General features: G+C 67.9%; 11 protein-coding genes. 6 read left to right on the plus strand and 5 right to left on the minus strand.

The features are described from left to right. Positions 1-21: 21 nt before the first annotated feature. Positions 22-5,211, minus strand: coding sequence for a LamG-like jellyroll fold domain-containing protein (locus ACW9TB_RS07410; protein ID WP_472747183.1), 5,190 nt, complete (start codon positions 5,209-5,211; stop codon positions 22-24). Between the two features lie 1,040 nt (positions 5,212-6,251). On the opposite strand from ACW9TB_RS07410, the gene ACW9TB_RS07415 reads away from it, so the two are divergent. The 6 genes from ACW9TB_RS07415 to ACW9TB_RS07440 all read left to right on the plus strand — a co-directional run bounded on the left by ACW9TB_RS07415 (position 6,252) and on the right by ACW9TB_RS07440 (position 13,757). Then, on the plus strand, positions 6,252-7,373 hold the full coding sequence (locus ACW9TB_RS07415) for a glycosyltransferase family 4 protein (protein ID WP_472747184.1): 1,122 nt from the start codon (positions 6,252-6,254) through the stop codon (positions 7,371-7,373). A 356-nt stretch (positions 7,374-7,729) separates the two neighbouring features. Further along, positions 7,730-8,767, plus strand: coding sequence for a Gfo/Idh/MocA family protein (locus tag ACW9TB_RS07420; protein ID WP_472747185.1), 1,038 nt, complete (start codon positions 7,730-7,732; stop codon positions 8,765-8,767). Between the two features lie 228 nt (positions 8,768-8,995). Next, positions 8,996-11,212: an aminotransferase class I/II-fold pyridoxal phosphate-dependent enzyme gene (locus tag ACW9TB_RS07425; RefSeq protein WP_472747186.1), complete on the plus strand. Its 2,217-nt coding sequence runs from the start codon at positions 8,996-8,998 to the stop codon at positions 11,210-11,212. Positions 11,213-11,216: 4 nt separating this feature from the next. Further along, positions 11,217-11,651, plus strand: a complete 435-nt coding sequence (locus ACW9TB_RS07430) for an NUDIX hydrolase (RefSeq protein ID WP_472747187.1) — start codon at positions 11,217-11,219, stop codon at positions 11,649-11,651. Then, positions 11,648-12,472, plus strand: coding sequence for an inositol monophosphatase family protein (locus ACW9TB_RS07435; protein ID WP_472747188.1), 825 nt, complete (start codon positions 11,648-11,650; stop codon positions 12,470-12,472). The genes ACW9TB_RS07430 and ACW9TB_RS07435 overlap by 4 nt, the downstream gene beginning before the upstream one ends. Next, a complete protein-coding gene (locus ACW9TB_RS07440) occupies positions 12,444-13,757 on the plus strand; it encodes an MFS transporter (protein WP_472747189.1) in 1,314 nt (437 codons plus the stop codon). The genes ACW9TB_RS07435 and ACW9TB_RS07440 overlap by 29 nt, the downstream gene beginning before the upstream one ends. 165 nt (positions 13,758-13,922) lie before the next feature. Here ACW9TB_RS07440 and ACW9TB_RS07445 read toward each other — a convergent pair whose 3' ends face one another. From ACW9TB_RS07445 to ACW9TB_RS07460, 4 genes are all read right to left on the minus strand, one after another. Then, the gene (locus ACW9TB_RS07445; protein ID WP_472747190.1) at positions 13,923-14,960 is read right to left on the minus strand and encodes an LLM class F420-dependent oxidoreductase; all 1,038 of its coding nucleotides are present in this window, start codon (positions 14,958-14,960) and stop codon (positions 13,923-13,925) included. After that, positions 14,939-15,781: a thioesterase II family protein gene (locus tag ACW9TB_RS07450; RefSeq protein ID WP_472747191.1), complete on the minus strand. Its 843-nt coding sequence runs from the start codon at positions 15,779-15,781 to the stop codon at positions 14,939-14,941. Before ACW9TB_RS07450 ends, ACW9TB_RS07445 begins: the two co-directional genes overlap by 22 nt. A 109-nt stretch (positions 15,782-15,890) precedes the next feature. Further along, entirely contained in the window at positions 15,891-20,708 is a 4,818-nt protein-coding gene (locus ACW9TB_RS07455; RefSeq protein WP_472747192.1) for a non-ribosomal peptide synthetase, read from the minus strand. Further along, positions 20,705-21,019, minus strand: coding sequence for an acyl carrier protein (locus ACW9TB_RS07460; RefSeq protein WP_472747193.1), 315 nt, complete (start codon positions 21,017-21,019; stop codon positions 20,705-20,707). The genes ACW9TB_RS07455 and ACW9TB_RS07460 overlap by 4 nt, the downstream gene beginning before the upstream one ends. Between the last annotated feature and the right edge of the window lie 186 nt (positions 21,020-21,205).

Below are 21,205 nucleotides of genomic sequence, written 5' to 3' on the forward strand. Positions count from 1 at the left end.
CCCTTCCGCTGGTCGATTCGGCTAGTTGAGGAGGTTGACCCAGAACTTATCGCTTCGGATCACCCGGTTGTTCGCGTACCAGAAGCCGAGAGCGCGTCCATGGAAGGTGTTCACATCCGCATTCACCAGCCGGATGGAGTAGTTGTTATCCGGCTCGGCGTTTTTGGCGCTCTGCTCGGTGCTGGCGAACGGGTACTCGTCGCACGCCTTGCCCACCCGCTCGGCCTTGGTGTACTCGTTCTGGCACGCCGTGTGGACAATGCCGTGGCTGCCTCCGGGGGTGGTGTTGTACTTGGCCCTTGTCAGCGGATGGTCCTTGTCGCCCCAGGCGCCCGCGAACTTCTTCTTGCTGGGGTCCAGGTCGTAGTAGGTCTTTCTGCCCGGCTTGCTGAGCCCCGGGAACTGCAAAGCACTTTTGACGTGACGGAATATTTCCGCGATCGAGGTGTAGCGATTCTCTTTCGCGTTGTATGTCTGGTCGCCCTCAGCCATGGCCAGCGTGAGCGCGCCGCGCAGGATCACACACCCTCCGTTGGGGTACGACTTCTTGAAGAGCGGCGAGGTGTCGCAACGTATGTTGCGCACCTTACCCAGCGAGAACAGCATGTTCTCGGTTCCATCGGGCATGGGGAATTTGACGCCGAACATGTTGGTCTCCGTGCACGATCCCTCCTTGTCCACCCCCACCATCTCGGTCGACCTGAAACCTCCGGTGATGTGCCACTCGTTGGGAGACGCCGCCCGCCACTCGTTGACCCGGTACCAATTGTTCATACCCTCTTCGGACTGGCTGGCGAGGCAGGTTCCCCTGTTACGCTCCCCTGCGGGGAAGATGTAGCGGAAGAGCAGAATGGGGGCGTTCGCGAGTGTTCCCGTGGCCGACTTGATGACCACGTGTTCCTGGGTCTTGAACTCGCGGTTGTTCTGGTTCGTGGTGATCCGCCAGTAGGAGTGAGCGAGCAATTCCCCGGCTTTCTGCCCGCCCAGCCATTGCGTGGCGCGGAACGGAATGCGCCGGCAGTAGTCGAACCTGTTCCGCTTGTACTCGGTGATCTTGTTGGGGTTGGTGTGCGCCGTCTCCTGCTTGCAGTCGGCCAGCGTCATCCGGGAGGCGTTCGCCCTCTGCTCCGGAAAGATCTGGCGAATCTCGACCGGGTCGCTGGCCTGCGCCTGAACCTGAGCCTGAGCCGACGTCGCGGTCGCGCGCTTCTCCGACCCGGCCGTCACGGGCTTGGCGGACACGTCGACGGTCAGCGACTGCCAGGCCGACCACGGGCCGGGCGTACCGGCGATGATCGTACGTGCCCGCCAGCGGACGCGCATGCCGTCGTCCAGTTTGCCGGCCGGGATCCGCACGGTCTTCCTCGGCTCGGCCGACGCCGCGCTCGTGCCCGACCAGATCGTCCTGCCCGCCTTCGACAGCCTGGCGGGCGGGGCGGCGACCTCGAACTCCGCCGAGGAGGATCCCGCCTTCCCGGTCACCCAGGCCGCCAGTTCCGGATTCCGCGTGGCGGTCAGCGCGCTGCCCCGGGACACGCCGGTGCCCTCCGACACGAGCTTGCCGATCTCCGGCTTCGCCACCGGTGCCGCCTTGAGCGTCCGCGCGGAGGCCGCCGCGCCGGTCGCCGTCGGGACCGGGGTGCTCATGTCGGTCTGGATCTGCGCCGCGGTCTGCGCCACGTTGTAGACGCGGACCTCGTCGATGAGGCCGTCGAAGTGGTCGCCCCAGACGGAGTGGCCGCCGATGTAGAGCGGGCTTCCGTCACTGATGAGAGCGTCGGTGAGTGGTGCCGACGCCACCGCGACGCCGTTCACCCAGAGACGGGCGCGGGTGCCGTCGTAGGTGAGGGCCAGGTGGCTCCAGGTGCCGGTCGGCAGGGAACCGGTCCCGGACAGTCCCCCTTCGTCCGACTCGGTGGCCAGGTATCCGGTCGGGACGCCGCCCTCGTCGGAGGCGTACAGGCCGTAGGACTCGTGTTCGCCGTTGCCCCAGTCCTGCATGACGACGGTGCGCCAGTTGCCGACCGTGTCGGGCTTCACCCAGGCCGACACGGTCATGTTCTCCGCCAGCCGCAGGGAGGGGGCGCCGTTGACGGTGATCCAGCTGGATTCGCCGTCGAACGTCATCGCCCTGCCGTACTTCCCGGCGGTCGTCCGGGTGGTGTCAAGGGCGCTGCCGGTGTTGCCGTGGCCGGAGGAGTCGGCGACGGTGCTGCCGACGGTCTCTTCCATGCCGTACGCCGCGACCAGCCCCGGAACGGGCGGGTCGGGGTCCGGGTCGGGATCGGGGTCGGGATCGGGGTCCGGGTCCGGGTCGGGGGGTGTGGAACCGTTGATCGGGGTGTTCATGTCGGCCTGGATCTGCGCCGCGGTCCGCGCCTCTTTGTAGACCCGGACCTCGTCGATGAGACCGTCGAAGAACTCGCCACTCCACGCGTTGTTGCCACCGATGCGCAGGGGGCCGCCCGCGTCGTCCAGCGCGCCGCTCGCGGGTGTCTCACCCGACAGAGCGCCGTTGACGTACAACCGCGCGTGCGCACCGTCGTACGTCACCGCGACGTGGCTCCAGGTCCGGATCGGCAACACCGACGTTCCACGGACCTGACTCACCGTGCCGTTCAGCTGCAGCCACCCTGACGGGCTGCTGCCGTTGGAGGCGTACAGCCCGTACGAGGCGCCCTGCGTCCCGGGAGCCAGCTCCTTCATCATCGCCGTGCTCCAGGAGGCGACCGTCTCCGGCCGCACCCACGCCGACAGTGTCATCGCCGAGCCCAGCCGCAACGACGCCGAATCCTGCACCGTCACCCAGCTGGTCAGGCCGTTGAAGTCCATCGCCTGGCCGAACTTTCCGGCTGTCCACGAGGCGTTACGGCTGGTACCGACGTTGCCCTTGCCCGACGCGTCACCCACCGTCGAACCCGTACCCTCGTCGAACCCGTAGGCCGCCACCAGAGTGGGGACCGGCGGGGCCTGAGCGGTGGCGCCGAGAGCCTTGAGCTCGTCCGCGTACAGCGTGACGGCGCCCGGGACGGTCAGCTTGAGCTGGGCCGTCACCGCTCCGTCCGGCGGGAACTCCTCGACCGACACCTCGGTCCAGGTGTCGCGCGGCAGCGTCTTCGACACCGGTGACGAACCGGCCGAGGAGCCGTCCGCCTTGAACCAGTCGAGCCCGTACTGCACCTCCGCGTCGGCACCGACGGGGAAGAACCAGCCGGTGGCCGCGTGCAGGCGGTCCGCGACGACCGGGAGACCGGCCTCGGAGCGGACGACGCCCTGCGCGCCCGCGACGATCTTCGCCGATGCCGTGCCCTCGTGCGCCCGGTCCGTCGAACGCTGCAGGGTGCCGTCGGCGACCGTCCACGGGGCGGACTCGGTCTCGAAGAAGGGGTTGGCGTTCAGCAGGCGGTCGGGTGGCCTCGGCACCGGTACGGAGTTCCCCGGGGGCGCCTCGCCGGGGAAGTCCGCCCCCTCCCCGGGGTTGTCGACCGTCTCCAGGAGATCCTCGTCGGAGATCCCCTCGGGAATGTAGGCGCCGTCGACGAGTTTGGCGTCCATCGAGATGCCCTCCGCGAGGGACTCCTCGATGGCCTGCTCCGGGGTCAGGTCCCGGGGCGGGGGGAGATCGTCGTAGACGTTACCCGCGTCCACCCATGCCTTGTCCTCCTCGTACGAAGCCGTCGGAGCGTCGTGCTCGGCGGGGTATTCGCGAACCACCATCAGGTCCCGGGGCGGTGCCTCGTACTTGACGAAGAGGTGCGGGGGGTGGCCGTCGCCGTCGGTGTAGTCGGCGGAGCGGAACTCGCGCCAGTTGACGACGTTGCCCTCCTGCAGGGCGCTGATCCGCAGGCCGTGGTTGGGCTGGCCCGCGGCCCAGTCACGGACGATGCCCTCGATGGTGTAGTACACGTCTCGCGAGGTCAGGTTGCCCGAGCAGTGGTCGCCGACGGCGCTGCCCTTGACGCCCTGGCCGCTGGTGGTCACCGTGGGCTGGGCGTTCCAGCTCAGCGAGTTGACCGACCAGGTGCTGGTGATGCGGCGCACGACGATGTCGCCCTTGGCGTCGCCGCAGGCGTGGGAGCGGTAGTTCCACGGCCGCAGGTCGGCGTTGATGATCGGACGGCCCATGAAGGGGGTGCCGGTCAGGTTGAAGCGCAGGTAGCTGCGCCAGATGGTGCTCGGGTCGTTGGTGGGGCCGTTGGAGATGGCGTTGCCGCCGTTGCCCGCCAGCAGCTTGAACATGCTCTGGTTGGGGCCGCCGGTGTTCCAGGTCTTGTTGTTGATGAACGTGTCGTCGGGGTAGCCCGGACCGTACCAGTCCGACTCGTCCGCGGCCAGGGTGACCGGGTAGACGACCTGCGGGTCGGCCAGGAACGCGGCGTCCGGCGACAGCACCAGCGCCGGGCCGTCCTTCTTCGGCTCCACGGCGGTCCGCGCCGCGCCGACGCGGCCGGTGCCGGGGGCGTCGGCCGCCGTCGCGTCCAGCATCCGCACCGTGGCCAGCTCGGTGACCGGCTTTTCGCCGTCCAGCACGGCCACCGTCCCGGAGGAGGTCTTTCCGTAGCTCATCCCGGCGGGCAGCTCCGCGGAGATCGGCAGCGTCAGCTTGCCCGCGGGCCGTTCCCGGATCACGATCTCCCGGTGGAACCCGGTGGAGGTCACGGTGACCACCAGGTCGATGCCACGACCGTAGGCGGACTCGTAAACCGCTTTGTTGCCCGACAGTCTCGGAGTGGGCAGCTCGGCCGGCGCGGTGATCTCCACCTCACCGGCCTTGCCCTCCTTCGTCCCCAGTGTCTCGCCCTTGGCGGTCAGCAGCGTGGTGTTCCCGCCGTTGGACAGGCTGATGTCCAGCTTGACCGCGCGTGGCCTGACCACGTTGTTCTCCACGACCAGGGTCGTGTCGACCGCCCGCCAGCCCCCGTCCCGTTTGACACGGACGGGCTGGCTGTAGACGTAGGTGCCGAGGGTCTTGCCGTCGGGGTTGGCGACCGTGGTGGAGTTCTCGGTGTGGAGGCTCTCGATTTCGATGGGTTTCTTGTCCCGCGCCGCCTTCTGCCCGGCGGCCCGCACCGGGTCGGAGGCGGCGGACCGCGCCAGGGGCGAGGAGACGGGGACGGGAGCGGGATCGGCGGCGGCGGGTACGGCCGCCAACACGGACGCGGACAGCCCGAAAACGGCTATCAGGGATGTACGGCGGCGGCTACGGGACAACGCACCAAGTCTCAGTCGGCGTGTGTTCACTCCGGCCTTCCATGATCGGTTCGATCAAACGCGGCGATCCTCACATAAGGTCGGCATAAAAGTAAAGATTGGTTGTTTCGGAAATAGGTTGTCACTGGGAAGGCGTGTGCAACCGTCGATTCTCAGCAGTCGCACACCGGGCCGTTTCCGCCCTGACGACCCTGTCCAGCGAGGCTTCGCGGACAAGAGGAGGCTCCTGGCAAAACAGCGGCCGGCCAGGGTACGATGCCCCGGCAGGAAGCCTCGTCGCTGTCGTGCCGCGCCCCGATTCCACTGTCCAACCACACGTGATCCGCCCGGTGCGACCTTCCTGAACGGGATCGTAAACACTCGCGACCCGGGGCCATGACGGTCTCAGGGAATTGTCATATCGAAACTGTTGTTCGCGTGCCCGCCGGTGGACGCCACCGAGGAACGGATAAGGGGCGGCTGGAACAGGGGTTTCCTAATGGCATTGGCGTGTTCATCCGCCGCACTACATCACACGACGTTCGACGTTGGGTGACCGACGCCAAATCGTGCGTATGCCTCGATTTTCTCGCCGCCTCGGCGAATTTTTTTTGCCCAAAACCTGTAGGTCCAGGTCGGAGCCGCCAAACGGCGACCCCTCCCTTCGCTGTGACGCAAGTCACACTGGTCGGCCAGCTGGTTTTCGAGCGAACGGCACACGCTTATGACTGTGGCCTTGACCTGGATCGACAGGACTTTAAAGGTGTGGCTTCACGACGGATCGTCGCACCGAGCAACCGCTAAGGCACCTTCCCGATCGTTGACCATTCCAGCGATCTCAATCATCATTCATAGCGATCTCCTCTTATTCGCCCTGTGACGCCTTCCGGCCTCTTATTCGGGCCGACCTGCACCGGGGTGTGGCGGTGGGACCTGGACCAGTCGACCGACGTCCACGAAAACGTCATCGACCACACCTGGGACTGATTCCCGCATCCATAGCCCGCATCCGCAAAGACGTATGACTTCCCGTATTCATCCTCCAGGAAGGTCATCTCTGCATGCGTGTCGCCCATTTTTCATACGAATATCCGCCTCACAGCACGGGCGGCCTTGGAACTTACATGGAGGCCCTGCTCAACCACCAGCGCGACCAGGGCGATGACGTCGACCTGTTCTATCTCGGCGACCGGCCGCTACATGCGAAGTCGATCCACATACCCGCTTTCCACGATGGTGAGATTTGCACGTACACCGCGTATGACCTCGAAGTCCGGTCCGGAGGCCGCGGCTACGACCTTGTGGTATGCCAGGACTGGCCGGGAGTGATCGCTTCTCAGAGCCTGTGGAAGAGCGGTGTACCGCTGGTGTACACCTGCCACCTGCCTTTGGCATGGGACATCGGCTCGTACGACGACGTGCCCGGCCCGTTCAACCTGGAAATGGAATTCTCCGCTCTCGCGCACGCGGACCTTGTCATCGCCGTGAGCGAGTCCGTGAAGTGTGACCTGAACGCACGGTTCCCGTTCACGAAGGGGAAGACCTGCGTTGTTCACAACGGCACGGACACCAACTTCTTCCAGCCACCCGAAGATGCGGCAACACGCGAGCCGGACACCGTCTCGTATGTCGGCCGGTTCTACGAGCAAAAAGGCTTCGACCTCCTCCCGGACATCTTTTCGGCCGTTCGTGCCCGCCACCCGGGAACCCGTTTCGAAATCATGGGGATTGGCGAGCTGGAGACGGACGCCCGAAAAAGGATTCGGATTCTCGGTCTGCAGGATCACGTTACCTGGCACCCCTTCTCCACTCTTGACATCGTTCGAGAGATGTACCGGCGGTCCTCGGTTGTGGTTATGCCGTCGCGGCTGGAGCCGTTTGGTCTGGTCGCGCTGGAAGCCATGGCATCGGGCGCGCCTCTCGTCGCTTCGGACACCGGTGGGCTGAGCGAGATCGTGCAGGACGGGCAGACGGGCCTGCTGGCCGCTCCGGGAGATGTCGAGGGCACCGCCGACCGCATCGCGATGCTTCTACGAAATCCTGACCTGGCGGCAAAGATCGCGATCGACGCACGAGCGGCGGTCGTTCGTGACTTCGACCAAAGCTCCACTTACGCGCGAACCCGGGATGCGTACAGTCAGTTGCTGGGCGATAGACGAACCCCGAAAGAAGAAAACGACTAACGGAGCCGGGCAGGGAACAGCCCCGCGGAACACTGGCCGCACCTTGACTCTGTCCATCAGTGCGGCGATGAGCCTTTGAGGTGAATCAGGCTTCGTCTGGCACCTTTTCTGGTACGGCTTCACGACGAGGCCCTCGTCGTATACCCCTCCAACGTGGAACCTCTTTGGCACCGCGGTGCGGTAAGGCCGTCCGGGAGTTATTCCCCGGGGCCCTGTGGCATGTCTCTTGCTTGATTCGACCCAGGCGAACCATCGCACCGGAATCGTCTTGCCGATCGTTTCCCGCACGGTTGCGATCAAGGCTGGCTTGCGGAAACAGCACATCAGGATACGCCATCTCAGATGGGGGAAAAACTATGCGTATCGCTGTCGTCGGAGCGGGAAGAATGGCCGAGGTCAGGACCGCGGCACTGGCTGAAATCGACGGTGTCCAGATCTGCGGCGTCGCGGCCCGCCGACAAGAACGCGCACAGAGGTTCGCCGAGCGGATCGGCGGCGCGGTAAGTACCGAGCGGTACCAGGAGTTGGTCGAAACGAAGCCTGACGCCCTCCTTGTCGAGGTGCCGCACCAGGTTCAGGACGAAGTGGTGCGGTGGGGGCTCAAGTCGGGCCTGCATGTCCTTGTTGGTGGATGCCTCGCGTCCAACCTGTCGACCGCGCGTGAGGTGCGGCAGACGGCTGCGGAGCGGCGGCTGGTCGTTGAGGCCGGCTATGAATGCCGCTACAAGCAGGTCTGGCACACGGCCGCGGAGCTGCTCAGGTCAGGCGCGATTGGCCAGGTGCTCTGTGTACAGACCACCGCGTTGATCGACCAGGACCCGAACTCCTGGTACTACGACGAGGCCAGTAGTGGGGGCATGATCGTCACCCACATGAGCTACACATTCATCAATCCGCTCCGGTGGCTGTTCGGAATGCCCCTGACGGTGGCCGCCATCAGTAACCGCAAGGTGCACACGGGGCCGGGCACCGTCCGGCACGAGACCTGTGTCGCCACCTTTTCCTTCGCCGATGACGTCCTGTGCACCATGACCGCCGGTTACGTCAAACCCTCGGGGCTGGAAGCGTGGAGCGTCCGAATACTCGGATCGGCCGGGAGTTTGGAGATCACCCCCGGAGACATGGAACCCGGGAAGCTGCTTCACTACCCCCAGCACGGAGCCCCCAGAACGTACGACTTCCCTCAGAACAATGCCTTCCGCGAACAGGCCAAGGCGTTCGTCGCGGCTGTACGCGGCACGGGTAAGGTGCTCAACCCTCCCGATGACGCGATTCTCGACCTTGAGCTGTGCCATCTCATCGCGGACTCCGCAGCTGACGGAGGTAGACAGCGCACCGTCAGGCCAACACCTGATCTTGAGCGACAGATGGGCACGACCGTCGGCCAGGCGTGAGTCCCGTCTGAACAACCGGGTCGATCCACGCGAGGACCTGCCAGGCCGACAGCGACGTTTGAGGTGCAGGAAACACGTCGACTGGTGACCGTTTCCAGTTTCGGTCGCCCGATCGGTGACGTCGCTACCGAACCAGCCTCACGACCCCTCACCGCACCCGAAACAGGTGGCTGCTCAGAGCCATTCTTCGGCGTTCCACTGGTACCCCTGGACCCTGAGGAGAACGTTATGATCACCACAAACATCGTGCAGCAGGACGTCACTTTCCAGTCCGGCACCACTGGATCTCGGCGGGTCGTCGTCACCGGAGCCGGCGGCTATCTCGGATCTGTGCTCGTCCCCAAACTGCTGTCCGCCGGTCATGACGTCGTCGCGATAGACACGTTCTATTTCGGAAGAGAGGTGCTCGCAGAGGTAGAGGCCGATCCCCGCCTTCGCATCGTCGAAGCGGATGCCAGGGAGCTGTCGGGCGACCTGATCGAGGGCATCGACGTGGGAATCTGTTTGGCCGCGCTGAGCAACGACCCGGCGGGCGACATCAACGAGTCCTGGACCGAGTCGGTCAATGTGGAAGCCGCCATTCATTTCGCCCGGTTGGCGAAGGCGCAGGGCGCCAGGGCCTTCATATTCGCGTCATCGTGCAGCGTGTACGGGGTGAGCGACGCCGAATCGCTTGACGAAAGTGCCGACGTGTCCCCGCTGACGGCGTACGCCCGCTCGAAGGTCGCGGCGGAGGAGGCGATCGCGGCCGAGGCGGAGGCGGGGTTCACCGCGGTCTCCTTGCGCATGGGAACGCTCTTCGGCCCTTCTCCTCGTATGCGCTACGACTTGATGATCAACACGATGACCGCCTCCGCGGTGCTCCACAAGACGGTGAAGGTGGACGGAGACGGCAGGCAACGCCGACCACTTCTGCATGTCGCGGACGCGGCCGACGCGTATGTCACCCTTGTGAACGGCGCGGAATCCCTGCCGACGACTTCGGCCGTCTACAACGTGGTAAGCGCCAACGCATCGGTTCGCGATGTCGCCGAAGAGGTGGTGACCGCGGTGCCCGGCGCCTACCTGGCTACGACGAACAAGGGACTTGACGCGCGAGATTACGCCGCGGACGCGTCGGCGCTCAACCGTGACACGGGCATCGTCTCTCCTCACCTCCCCATTGACGGCATTCGTGAGATACAGGCGTTGGCTGTCAAAGAGGGCCTCACCCCTGTCCAGGTCGAGGAGGCCAGCACTGTCAACACGTTGCTGAGACAGGCGAGGAAGCCGGCACTTCTTGGCGGGGAGCCGGTCCGTCAGCGGTATTTGCAGCTGGCGGTCGCCGACATCGGTCCCGAGGAGGAGGCGGAGGTCATCGACACTCTGCGCTCCGGGTGGCTCACCACGGGCCCAAAAACCAGAAAGTTCGAGTCGATGGTGCGCGAGTACGTGGGAAGCCGGCACGCCATCGCGATGAACAGCTGCACCGGGGCGCTGCATGTGGCTCTCGCGGCGGCCGGTGTCTCCTCCGGGCACGAGGTCATCACGACGCCGATCTCCTGGCCCTCCACCGCGAACGTCATCTGGCACCTCGGTGCGCGCCCTGTTTTCGTCGACGTCGAAGCGACATCCTTGAACATCGACGCGAGGCTGATCGAGAAGGAGATCACGCCAAGAACGAAGGCCATCCTGCCGGTGCACATGGCCGGGCAGGTGTGCGACATGGACGCTATCGAGAGCATCGCCAACCGACACGGCCTGGTGGTCATCGAGGACGCCGCACATGCGATCGGCGCCACCTACGGGGGCGCACCGGTCGGGTCACGAGGAAACATGACCGCCTTTAGTTTCTATCCGACGAAGAACATGACGACCATCGAAGGGGGCATTCTCGCGTTGGACGACGAGGAGCTGGAAAATGTCGCGCGAATGCTTACCTTGCATGGAATATCCAGTGACGCATGGAAGAGGAACACCGCCTCCGGATCGATCCACTGGCAGTTGCACATGCCAGGTTATAAATACAATATGACGGATGTTCAGGCAGCCGTCGGCATACATCAACTGCCCAAGCTCGATCGGTACATCGACGCCCGTGAGCGCATCTCACAGAAGTACGACGAGCAACTTGCCGACCTTCCCTGGCTGGCGCCGCTGAACACCATCAGGCCCCTCGACCGGCACGCTCGCCACCTGTACATCGTCGCTCTCCAGGAGGGCATGTCGGAGGCACAGAGAGACAGCGTGATCGCCCACCTTCGCGCCGAGGGCATCGGAGCGGGGGTCCACTTCCGCGGGATGCATCTTCAGCCTTTCTACAGGGAGGTGTTCTCGGATGCCGAACGTGACCTGCCGGTGGCCACGTCGATGTCCGACAGAATCATTTCCCTCCCGCTCTTCCCTCTCATGTCGGACAGGGATGTGGAAGACGTGGTCTCCGCCCTGAGAAAGGTGCGGGTCTAGTCGTATGCCGAATCCCGAGGAACACACTCACGGCACTGTCGGCGCACAGGTGATCATCCTTACCGACGCGGACGAGGTCCTGCTTCAACTTCGTGACGACAAGCCTTCCATCGCGTACCCAAACACCTGGTGCATCCCGGGCGGCCATGTTGACCACAATGAGAATGCGCAAGACTGCATTATCCGCGAACTGTACGAAGAGATGCAGCTGGTTGTGCAGCCGGAAGACGTGAAGCACCTATGGTCGAAGCAACGGTCCTACGGATTTGAACATACTTTCTGGACGCGTACGCGGATCGATGTGAACGCCATCCGTCTGGTCGAGGGCCAAGCCCTAAAACTATTCACCCGAAGCGAAATCATCGGGATGAAGCTTGGCTACGAGGACAACGACGTCCTGGCCCACTTCTTCGACGCTCTCGAAGGAGGGAGGTTGTGACGGATGAGCCCGGGCGTCCCGGTGCCGCCAACTCGCCGTCTCGATGTGCCGACCTGGATCGGGTTCTCGCCCTGTCTGTCGAGATCGGGAGAGAAGTAGGAACCATCCTGAAGGGCGACTTCGTGAAAAAAGCCGCCAAGGCGATCCCCAAGAGCCCACACCAGCTGAGCAGTGCGGCCGACGTGTCGGCCGAGGATCGCATTGTCGGGAGGATCCTTCACGAATTCCCTGACCATCGGATCGTAGCGGAGGAGTCCGGGACGCATGGGCAGGGGTCCGACCACTCCTGGATTGTGGACCCCCTGGACGGGACGCACAACTTCCTGCGAGGAATTCCCGCTTGGGGTGTGAGCATCGCGTATGCTTATCAGCGCGAAGTCATGGTAGGAATGTTCTATGCTCCGGCAACGGAGGCCATGTACACAGCCAAACGCGGGAGTGGCGCTTACAAAAACGCTGTGCGTCTCCGCCCCAATCCTGTGGAGGACATCGCGCAATCCCTGGCGATCTGCTCGGCCTCGCACCCTCCTTGGAGAGAGGAAGCACAGGTGATCCTTCAGGGGCTCTGGGATTCGGTTCATGACCTGAGGATCACGGGCTGCGGCGGTGAGGCGCTGTGTCAGGTGGCAGAGGGAAGCGCGGACATCTTCGCCGAGGTGGACGGTGAAGCGTGGGATTACGCGGCGGGTGCGCTCATCGTTCAGGAATCCGGCGGAGTGGTGACCGACTTCGCGGGAGCGGGTTTCACGTCAGAGACCGCCAGTGTCGTGGCCGCCACGTCGAGGCGTCTTCATGCGCAAGTACAAGGCATCGTCCACTGATTATCTCAGCCAGCCCGCCAGATCCGCGGTCGCGGTCAGCCGACAGGAAATTGGCCGCCCTCCTGATTTCGCGCGGATACGAGGAGACACGTTGTTGACCGAACCCGGCATTGATCCGAAGGCTCTTCGCCGAGCACGATGGGCTGTCATGGCGGCCTTCTTCGCCAATGGTGCGGCGTTCGCCACCTGGGCTCCACGTATTCCCTCGGTCCAGGAAGACCTGGCCATCAACGCGACGACACTGGGGATAGCGCTGACAGGTATTGGCCTGGGCGGAATGATATTCACGTTTTTCGCGGGCATGCTTGTGGATCATTTCGGGAGTCGCCGCGTGCTCCTGGTGGCGATCGCCACCCTGTGTGCGTGCCTGACGCTGCCCGCTCTGGCGCCGTCCTGGTGGGCACTGTTGCTGGCACTGGTGCTCCTCGGAAGCGCCGACGCGCTCATGGACGTCGCCATGAACGCGCACGGCGTTCTGGTCGAGCAACGACATGGACGGTCGCTGCTGAGCGGGTTTCACGCGTCATGGAGTATTGGGGCGGTGGCGGGAGGTCTGGTAGGAACGGGAGCCGCGGCTTCGGGCACGCCCGTCGCGGTGCACCTTCTGGTGGTCGGCGCCGTCCTCGGGACGGTGGCCTTGATGGCCGGAAGGGGCCTGCTCGCACAGCCAGGGGTGACGCTCCCGGAGCCGTCCCCCGGCGGGAAAGGCCACGGGGTCGCCCGGCCCACACCGGTGCTGTTGTTCCTCGGGCTGATGGTGCTGTTCGCCGCTTTCATCGAGGACGTTCCCCAGTCCTGGAGCGCGGTGTACCTCTCGGTCGATCTCGGCGCGGGGCCGGGGGTGGCCGGGCTCGCGTTCGTGGCGTTCTCGGTGTTCATGGCCGCGGGACGTGTCGTCGGCGATCGCCTGGTCGACCGGTTCGGGCCGACACAGGTGGTGGTGAGCGGCGGAGTGCTGGTGGCCGTGGCCTTCGCGGTCAGTCTCTCCGTGGCCACGCCGATCGCGGCGATCGCGGGTTTCGCCGTGGCCGGTTTCGGGGCCAGCCCGATTTTTCCGGTGGCTTTCAGCCTGGTCGGCCGACTGCCGAAAGTCGCCGCCGGTGCGGGGATCGCGATGGTTTCCCTGGTCTCACGAATTGGTTTCCTGGTCGCCCCTCTCCTGGTGGGAGTCCTGGTGGACCTGACGAACTTCCGGGTGTCGTTGTCCGTCGTCGTGATAGCCGGAACAGTGGTGGCCGCGCTCGCCCATCGGATGGGAAAATCAGTCACAGCCGCTCAATCGTGATATCCGGTTCACACAGCCGACCAGGTAGGCGAACGTGTGCCGGTGACGACGAACTCGTGTTCGCGTCGTAGCACACGAGCCCTCGCCGCTGTGGGAATCCGGCCCCGCGGTCGAACGCCGCCCACGCCCTGTTGACGCGGGCGTGGGCGGCGGGGAACCCGCGGCTCAGGTGACCAGGTCGGCGACCAGTTCCAGTTGTTCCAGGCGCAGGCGGAGCGTCGGGGTGACCAGGCCGACGACGATGGAGGTGGCGCCCGCCTCGCGGTAGGCGGCGACCCGTTCGCGGAGCTTGCCTGGCGGCCCGCACATCGTCATCGCGTCGACCAGGCCGTCCGGGAGCAGCGACATCGCCTCGCCCTGGCGACCGCCCAGGAACGCCTCCTGGATCGCCTCGGCCTCCTTCTCGAAGCCCAGGGAGCGGGCCAGGCGGTTGTAGAAGTTGGTCCGGCGCGAGCCCATGCCGCCCAGATAGAGGGCGAGCATGGGCCGCATCATGTCGTAGGCCAGTTCCTCGTCGTCGTCGACGAGGGTGAGGATCATCGGCGCGACGTCGAAGCCGTCCAGGCTGCGACCGGCCCGCGCCGCGCCCGCGCGCAGCTGGGCCGCGCGCTCGGCCAGGTGCTCGGGCGGGAAGTGGATCGCGAGCCAGCCGTCGGCCAGTTCCCCGGCGAGCGCGGTCGTCTCCGGGCCCATCGCGCCGAGATAGACGGGCAGGTGCTTCTGGGCCGGGGAGACGCCCAGGGACAGCTCCTTGCCCTGCCCGCCGGGGAGCGGCAGCGTCATGGTCTGGCCCGAGTAGCTCACCGGGCGCCCGGCCAGGGCCAGCCGCAGCACCGACAGGTAGTCGCGGGCGCGGGCCACCGGCCGGTCGAAGCGCTCCCCGTGCCAGCCCTCCACGACCTGCGGCCCCGACACGCCCACGCCCAGCCGGGCCCGGCCGCCGGAGATCTGGTCGATGGTGGCGGCCGTCATCGCCGCCACCACGGGCTTGCGGCCCGACATCTGCAGCACGCCGGTACCGAGCGCGATCCGCTCGGTCTGGCCCGCGATCCACGCCATCAGGCTCGCCGGGTCGGTGCCGTACGTCTCGGCGGCCCACACCGACTCGTAGCCCAGCCGTTCGGCCTCGCGGACCAGGGTGAGGTGGTCGGCGGGACCGAGCCCGGCGCCGCCCCAGTAGCTCATGCTGTAACCGAGACGCATCCGATCTCCTCTGCGATGACGGCGGCGAGCGGGCCCGGGGTCTCCTCGGCCAGCCAGTGTGAGGCGTCGAGCTCGCGCATCGACGGCCGCGAGACGCTCTGCCTGCGCCAGCCGAGCAGCCCGCCGCGCGACATGGAGCCGTCGCGGCTGCCGTACAGGACGGTGACGGGTACGGGCAGCGGCGGCCCCTTCCGGTGCCGGTATCGGGCGAGCATCCCGAAGTCGGCGCGCAGGGCGGGTTCGAGGATCGGCCTGAGCACCTCGCGCTCGGCCACCTCCGCCGGTACGCCGCCCAGTTCGATCAGCTGGTCCCAGAACAGCCACGACGGCAGGGACGGCAGCCTGCGCAGCAGGAGCGTGACGTCCGGCGCGGCGAAGGACCCCACCAGGAGCCGTTCGGGCCACCGGCCGGGCTCGGAGGACTCCGGTCCGGCGGGTTCCGGCGAGGGCCCCGGTCCTGAGGACGCCGGGAGTCCGGTCCCGGCCGGTCCGGAGGCCGGGGCGAGTTCGGTCAGGCGGCGGCAGACCAGGTAGGCCAGGAGCGCGCCGCTGCAGTAGCCGAACAGCGCGTACGGCTCGCGGGCGGTCGCCAGCAGGTCGCGGGCCAGGGTGTCGACGAGCGCGTCGAGGTCCTCGACCGGCGGCTCGGCCAGCCTGGCCTGGCGGCCGGGGAGGTTCACCGCCCACACGTCGACCTCGCCGGGGAAGTGCTCGGCCAGGCCGGTGAGCGAGGCGGGGCCGCTGCCCGCGTTGGGAAAGGTGTACAGGCGGATCCGGCCCCCCGGCCGCTCCCCCACCGGCACGAACCACGGCGCGGTCATCTGGGTCCTTCCAGCGCGGGGACGTCGGGCGCGGGTTCCGGGGAGCCCGGCCCCGGGGAGGAGGCCGGGGGCCGTGCGACGGCCTTCGGCCCCGGCTTCGGGGAGAGAGTCACGAGCCCGCCCCTTCCTGGATGAACGCGGCCAGCTCGGCCGGGGTGGGATGGTCGAAGACCGCGCGGACGTTGATCGCCCGGCCCGCGAGCTCCTCCAGCGGGGCGATCAGCCGTACGGCGAGCACCGAGTGTCCCCCGTTGAGGAAGAAGTTGTCGTGCTCGCCGAGTCCCGGGCGGCGCAGCGCCTCCCGCCAGAGCCGCAGCACCCCCTCGGCGAGTTCCGAGCTCGCCGGAGTACGGGAGGCGGACACCGGCTCGTCCTCGGGGACGGTCAGCCCCCGATAGTCGATCTTGCCGTTGGCGGTCGTCGGGAACCAGTCGGCCAGGACGATCCCCGAAGGGACCGCGTAGTCCGGCAGCCGCGTCCCCGCGTACCGCCACAGCTCCTCGCGCAGCGCGGCCCCCGCCTCCCCGTCGGGCAGGTTCGTGGGCTGCACGAACGCCACCAGCCTGTCGTCGTGGACGATGACGGCCGCGACCTTGACGGCGTCGTGGTGGTGCAGCACCGCCTCGATCTCGCCCAGTTCGATGCGGTGCCCGCGCAGCTTGATCTGACGGTCGTCGCGGCCCAGCAGTTCCAGGGTCGCGTCGTGCCTGAGCCTGGCCATGTCCCCGGTCCGGTAGAAGCGCCCGTGGCGGGGATGCTCGCCGAACCGCTCGGCGGTCAGCTCCGGCCGGTTGACGTACCCGGCGCTCACCCCGTCGCCCGCCACGCACAGCTCGCCCGGTACGCCCGGCGGGGCCTCGCGCCCGTCGGCGTCCCTGACGAAGATCCGGGTGTTGGCGAGCGGCACCCCGATCGGCACCGGGTCGGCCGGAGGGCCGAGGATCTCGGCGGCGGTGGACCAGATGGTCGTCTCGGTCGGCCCGTAGACGTTGAACAACCGGCAGCCCAGGCCCAGCAGGTCCGTGGCGAGCGCGGCGGGCATGGGCTCCCCGCCGCAGAGCACGACGCGCCCGGCCAGCTCGTCGCGTACCTCGGGGGCGATGAGCCGCCACGCCGTCGGGGTGGCCTGCACGACGCGTACGTCCCGCGCCGCGATGAGTTCCAGGAACCTGCGTGGCTGGAGCTGGTCGTCGTCGGAGGCGACGACCAGGGTGCCGCCGACGGTGAGCGGGAGCATCAGCTCCAGGGCGGAGATGTCGAAGGAGGTGGTGGTGGACCACAGCACCGCGTCGGCCGCGCCCGCCCCGAGCCGGTCGGCGAAGTCGAGGACGAGGTTCGCCAGGTTGCCGTGGGTGACGGCCACCCCCTTGGGCCTCCCGGTGGACCCCGAGGTGTAGATCACGTAGGCGATCGACTCCCCGGTGACCGTCGCGGCGACCTCGTCCGGATCCAGCCGGTACGCCGCACCAGTCGCTCCGGTCCCGGCATCGGACGCGGGGGCCTGCGGCATGGGGAGTACGGGAACCTCGCCCGCCCAGGGAGCCCCGGATTCGGCGACGACCAGGCGGGCCCCGCAGTCCTCCACCTGGTAGGCCAGGCGCAGCTCGGGCTGGCGCGGGTCCAGCGGCAGGTAGGCGGCTCCGGCCGCCCAGACGCCGAGCACGGCGGCGACCATCTCCGCCGAACGGCTCAGGCCGAGCGCCACGATGTCGCCGGGACCCGCACCGCGCGAGACGAGGGTGTCCCTGACGGTGGCCGCCCAGGCGAGCAGCTCGTCGTAGGTGACCTCCCGATCACCGTCAAGAATCGCCACCCCGGTACGAGTCTTCCGGTCACCGTCGTGGACGGCCGGGTTCTTACGGACGGTTTCCCGGCCACCGTCGTGGACATCCGGGTTCTCGCGGCTGGTTTCCCGGTCGCCGTCACGGACATCCAGGCTCTCACGAACGGTTTCCCGGCCACCGTCGTGGACATCCGGGTTCTCGCGGCTGGTTTCCCGGTCGCCGTCACGGACACCCAGGCTCTCACGGACGGCTTCCCGGTCGCCGGATTCAAGGTTCCCGGTGCGGGTGACGATCCGTTCCAGCAGCGTGGCCGGGCCGTCCCAGGTCCTGGCGGTGTCGTTGAGCCGGTCGAGCAGGTGCCGGTCGGCCGTGGACAGGGAGTCCAGCTCCCGCTGCGGCCGGTGCGCGTCCTCGGCGGCCCGCCGCAGCAGCGCGGTCATCCGCGCGACGAACGCGGCGATCTCCGCCTCGTCGTGGACCTCCGTGCTGTGCCAGACCCTGAGCGTGAGCCTGCCGGGCTCCTGCACCGCGATGCACTGCAGGTCCAGGCGGCTGCGGTCGAACAGGTCCTCGACGTACTCGGGGACGGAGCCCAGGATGCTGATCTGGTCGTCGGTCCACGGCCGGTAGTTGAACATGTGCCGGAACAGCGGCACCCTCCAGTCTCCGGTGCCGTGCCCGCGTTCGACCAGTACCGCCTCCACCGAGGCGTCCGCGTGCTCGACCCCCTCGAAGAAGACGTCCTCGACCCGCCTGACCAGGGCGGCGAACCCCTCGTCCGGGTCGGCGCGCACCCGTATCGGCAGGGTGCTGACGCCGTAGCCGATGTGGCCGCGCATCGCGGCCGTCCTGGTGGTGACCGGCATCGCGGCCACCAGCTCGGGACCGGCGCCGTGGGCGCGCAGGGTGAGCATGAACGCGGCGGCCAGCACGATGTTGTCGGTGGTGCGCAGGCCGGTCCGCAGCGTGTCGAGCGCCCGCCGCGTGTCCGCGTCCACCTCCCAGGAGCAGGTGTGCCCGGCGAAGGTGGGCCGGGCGGGCGACGGCCTGCTGCCGGGGAGCACCATCGCGGCCGGATCGACGTCCCTGAGCCGGTCGAGCCAGTAGTCCAGCGACTCCCGCGACGCCTCCCCCGGCTCCAGCATGGGCGCGGTCCCGGAGAGCGCGGCGGGGAGCGGCTCCCGGCTCGTCTGCGCGTCGTAGAAGCCGCCCAGCTCCTCGACGAGGGACTGTATCGAGGCGCCGTCGATGACGATGTGGTGGGTCACCAGGCAGACCACGCTCCCGCCGCCGTCGGGCAGCGTGAAGTGCCCGGCCCGGAAGAGCAGGTCGCGCCCCAGGTCGAAGGGCTCGTCCAGGAACCTCTGGAGGTCGGCGACCAGCGTCTCCTCCGTGGTCTCCCCGCTCACCAGCCTGATCTGCGCGTCCTTCGGGGCGGTGAGGTGCCGTACGGGCGCGCCGTCCACCTCGGGGAACCGCAGGCGCAGCGCGGGGTGCCGCTTGAGCAGGCGGTTCACCGCGATCTGCAGCGGGAGTTTGCGCAGCGGCTCGCGGGTCCTGAACGCCACCGCCAGATTGGACACCCCGCTCGACCCGGCGAGCTGCTCCAGCATCCAGAACGAGTACGGGACCGCGCCGGGGCCGCGAAGCGGCTCGGCGGGCTCCGGCAGGCCCTCCGGGACCGGCGACGCGCCCTCACGCTCCCGCGACGCGGCAGCCGGTACGGGAACGGGTGTCGCCGGGATGTCGCGACGTCCTCCCGGGACGGGGAGGCGCTGGAGGGGGTGGTCGGGGTCGAGGGCGACCCAGTCCACCGGGCAGCCGAGTGTCCACAGCCGGGCGAGCGCCGTGAGCAGGCCCCGGCGGTCGTCGCCGCAGCCGATCGTCCTCTCGTCCGCCGGTCCCCCGGCCGTCCCGACCAGGAGGGTCAGCGTGCTCTCCGCACCGGCGAACTCCCGCCCCGGGACCGTCTCACGACGGGTCTCCGGCTCGGGCACCGCCAGGTCGTCCGGCACCGATTCGGGCGGCACCAGGCCGTCCGGTACCGGCTCGGACACCGCCATCGCGTCGTCCGGCACCTGCTTGGGCACCGGCTCGGACACCCGCTCCGGCGGCGTGACGGAGGCGGCCACCCGGGCGATCGCCTCGTCCAGTCCCAGCGTTCCCGAGAAGGCGGCGGCGGTGAGCGCGCCGACGCCCTCTCCCGTACAGCCCAGGGGGGTGACACCCCAGCCGGTCAGGGTCGCCGCCAGGGAGTAGGTCACCGCGAACGTCACCGGGTCGTCGTCACGTTCCCCGGCGAGCCAGGCGTCGCAGAGGTCGACGCCGTGCCGCTCGAAACCTTCCAGGCAGACGTCCATCGCCTCGCTGAACAGCCGCTCGGCCCCGTACAGCGAGGCCCCCAGCCGTCCGGCGCCACCGGCGGGGAAGACGAACCTCACGCCCGTCCCGGCCACAGCGCCGGGTGGGGCCGCCGGGGTCACGGCGAGGGCGGCGGACGCCTCCGCCGGGGTGGCGGCCACGGCCGCGCCCCGTACGGGATGCGGGGTGCGCCCCCGCTGGAGGACGGCCACGGCGTCGGCGAACCGGTCGGCGGCGAGGGTGGCGAAGAACCCCGCCAGGCCTTTCCCTACGGTGTCGGCCTCCTCCGCCGTACGTCCCGACCAGGCGACGACGCGGGGCCGGGAGTCCGCCGGGAGGTGGACCGGCGGGAAGCCGTCCCTCACCGTCAGCGGGTCGTGCAGACGCGCGGCCGAGCCGCCACCGGACCCGCTGCGGGCGGGATCGGTGCCGGAGGGAACGGTCCCGGGCGGGTGGTCGATCACTGCCTCGATCACCGCGCGTACGAGGTCGCCGTCGAGGAGGGCGTCGTTCAGGCGCCTGAGCGCGATCGCGGTGCCCCGTTCCGCGACGGCGCCCAGGCCCGGTCCCGAGACGGTGACCGCGAGGTCGCAGAGACCCAGGGCGAGGGCCAGGCAGGCGGCCTCGGCCGTGTCGTGGACGGCGAGCACGCCCGGCGGGCGCGCGGGGTCGTGTCCGGCGTTCTCCAGCGCGGCCTCGGCGGCCTCGCCCGGGACGGCACCGGAGGAGAGCTGGGCGCGCGGGCCCATGCCGATCACCGCGATCGGCGCGGTACTCGTCACCGAGGTGACCCGCCGTCCCGGCGGATACGGGCGCGTATGTCCCTGCGGCTGCCCCCGACGGGGCGCGGGCGCGCGGGTTCGCTCCTGACGGGTTCCCGCGCGCCCTCGACGAGGCGGCTGAGGGCCCGCACGTTCGGCCGGGTGAACATCGAGGTGACCGGAATGTCGATACCGAGCACCCCCGTGATGTCCGCGTGCAGCTCGACCAGCGCCATCGAGTTGAGCCCGGCCTCGAAGAAGTTCTCGTCGGGGTCGACCGTCCGGCCCAGGCGGGCCTCGATCATCTCCGCGACCGTGTCGGCGGCCGACACGCGCTGCCCCGGCCGGCCCGGTTGGCCTGGCTGGTCTAACCGGCCCGGTTGGCCTGGAGGTTGCCGCTCTGCTCCCACCGGCCGACTGCCCTGGATCATCCGGCGCCTTTCGTGATGTTTGTCCGATTAACGAGGCGAGCCCTGTCCGGGCATGCCATGCACCGATCCTCTGACACCTATTTGGAC

The sequence above is a fragment of the Streptosporangium sp. H13245 genome, from assembly GCF_055690525.1.

Coding starts and splice junctions, on each gene's coding strand:
- ACW9TB_RS07415 (WP_472747184.1), top strand. CDS start 6,252: ATGCGTGTCGCCCATTTTTCATACGAATATCCGCCTCACAGCACGGGC.
- ACW9TB_RS07420 (WP_472747185.1), top strand. CDS start 7,730: ATGCGTATCGCTGTCGTCGGAGCGGGAAGAATGGCCGAGGTCAGGACC.
- ACW9TB_RS07425 (WP_472747186.1), top strand. CDS start 8,996: ATGATCACCACAAACATCGTGCAGCAGGACGTCACTTTCCAGTCCGGC.
- ACW9TB_RS07430 (WP_472747187.1), top strand. CDS start 11,217: ATGCCGAATCCCGAGGAACACACTCACGGCACTGTCGGCGCACAGGTG.
- ACW9TB_RS07440 (WP_472747189.1), top strand. CDS start 12,444: ATGCGCAAGTACAAGGCATCGTCCACTGATTATCTCAGCCAGCCCGCC.
- ACW9TB_RS07445 (WP_472747190.1), bottom strand. CDS start 14,960: ATGCGTCTCGGTTACAGCATGAGCTACTGGGGCGGCGCCGGGCTCGGT.
- ACW9TB_RS07450 (WP_472747191.1), bottom strand. CDS start 15,781: ATGACCGCGCCGTGGTTCGTGCCGGTGGGGGAGCGGCCGGGGGGCCGG.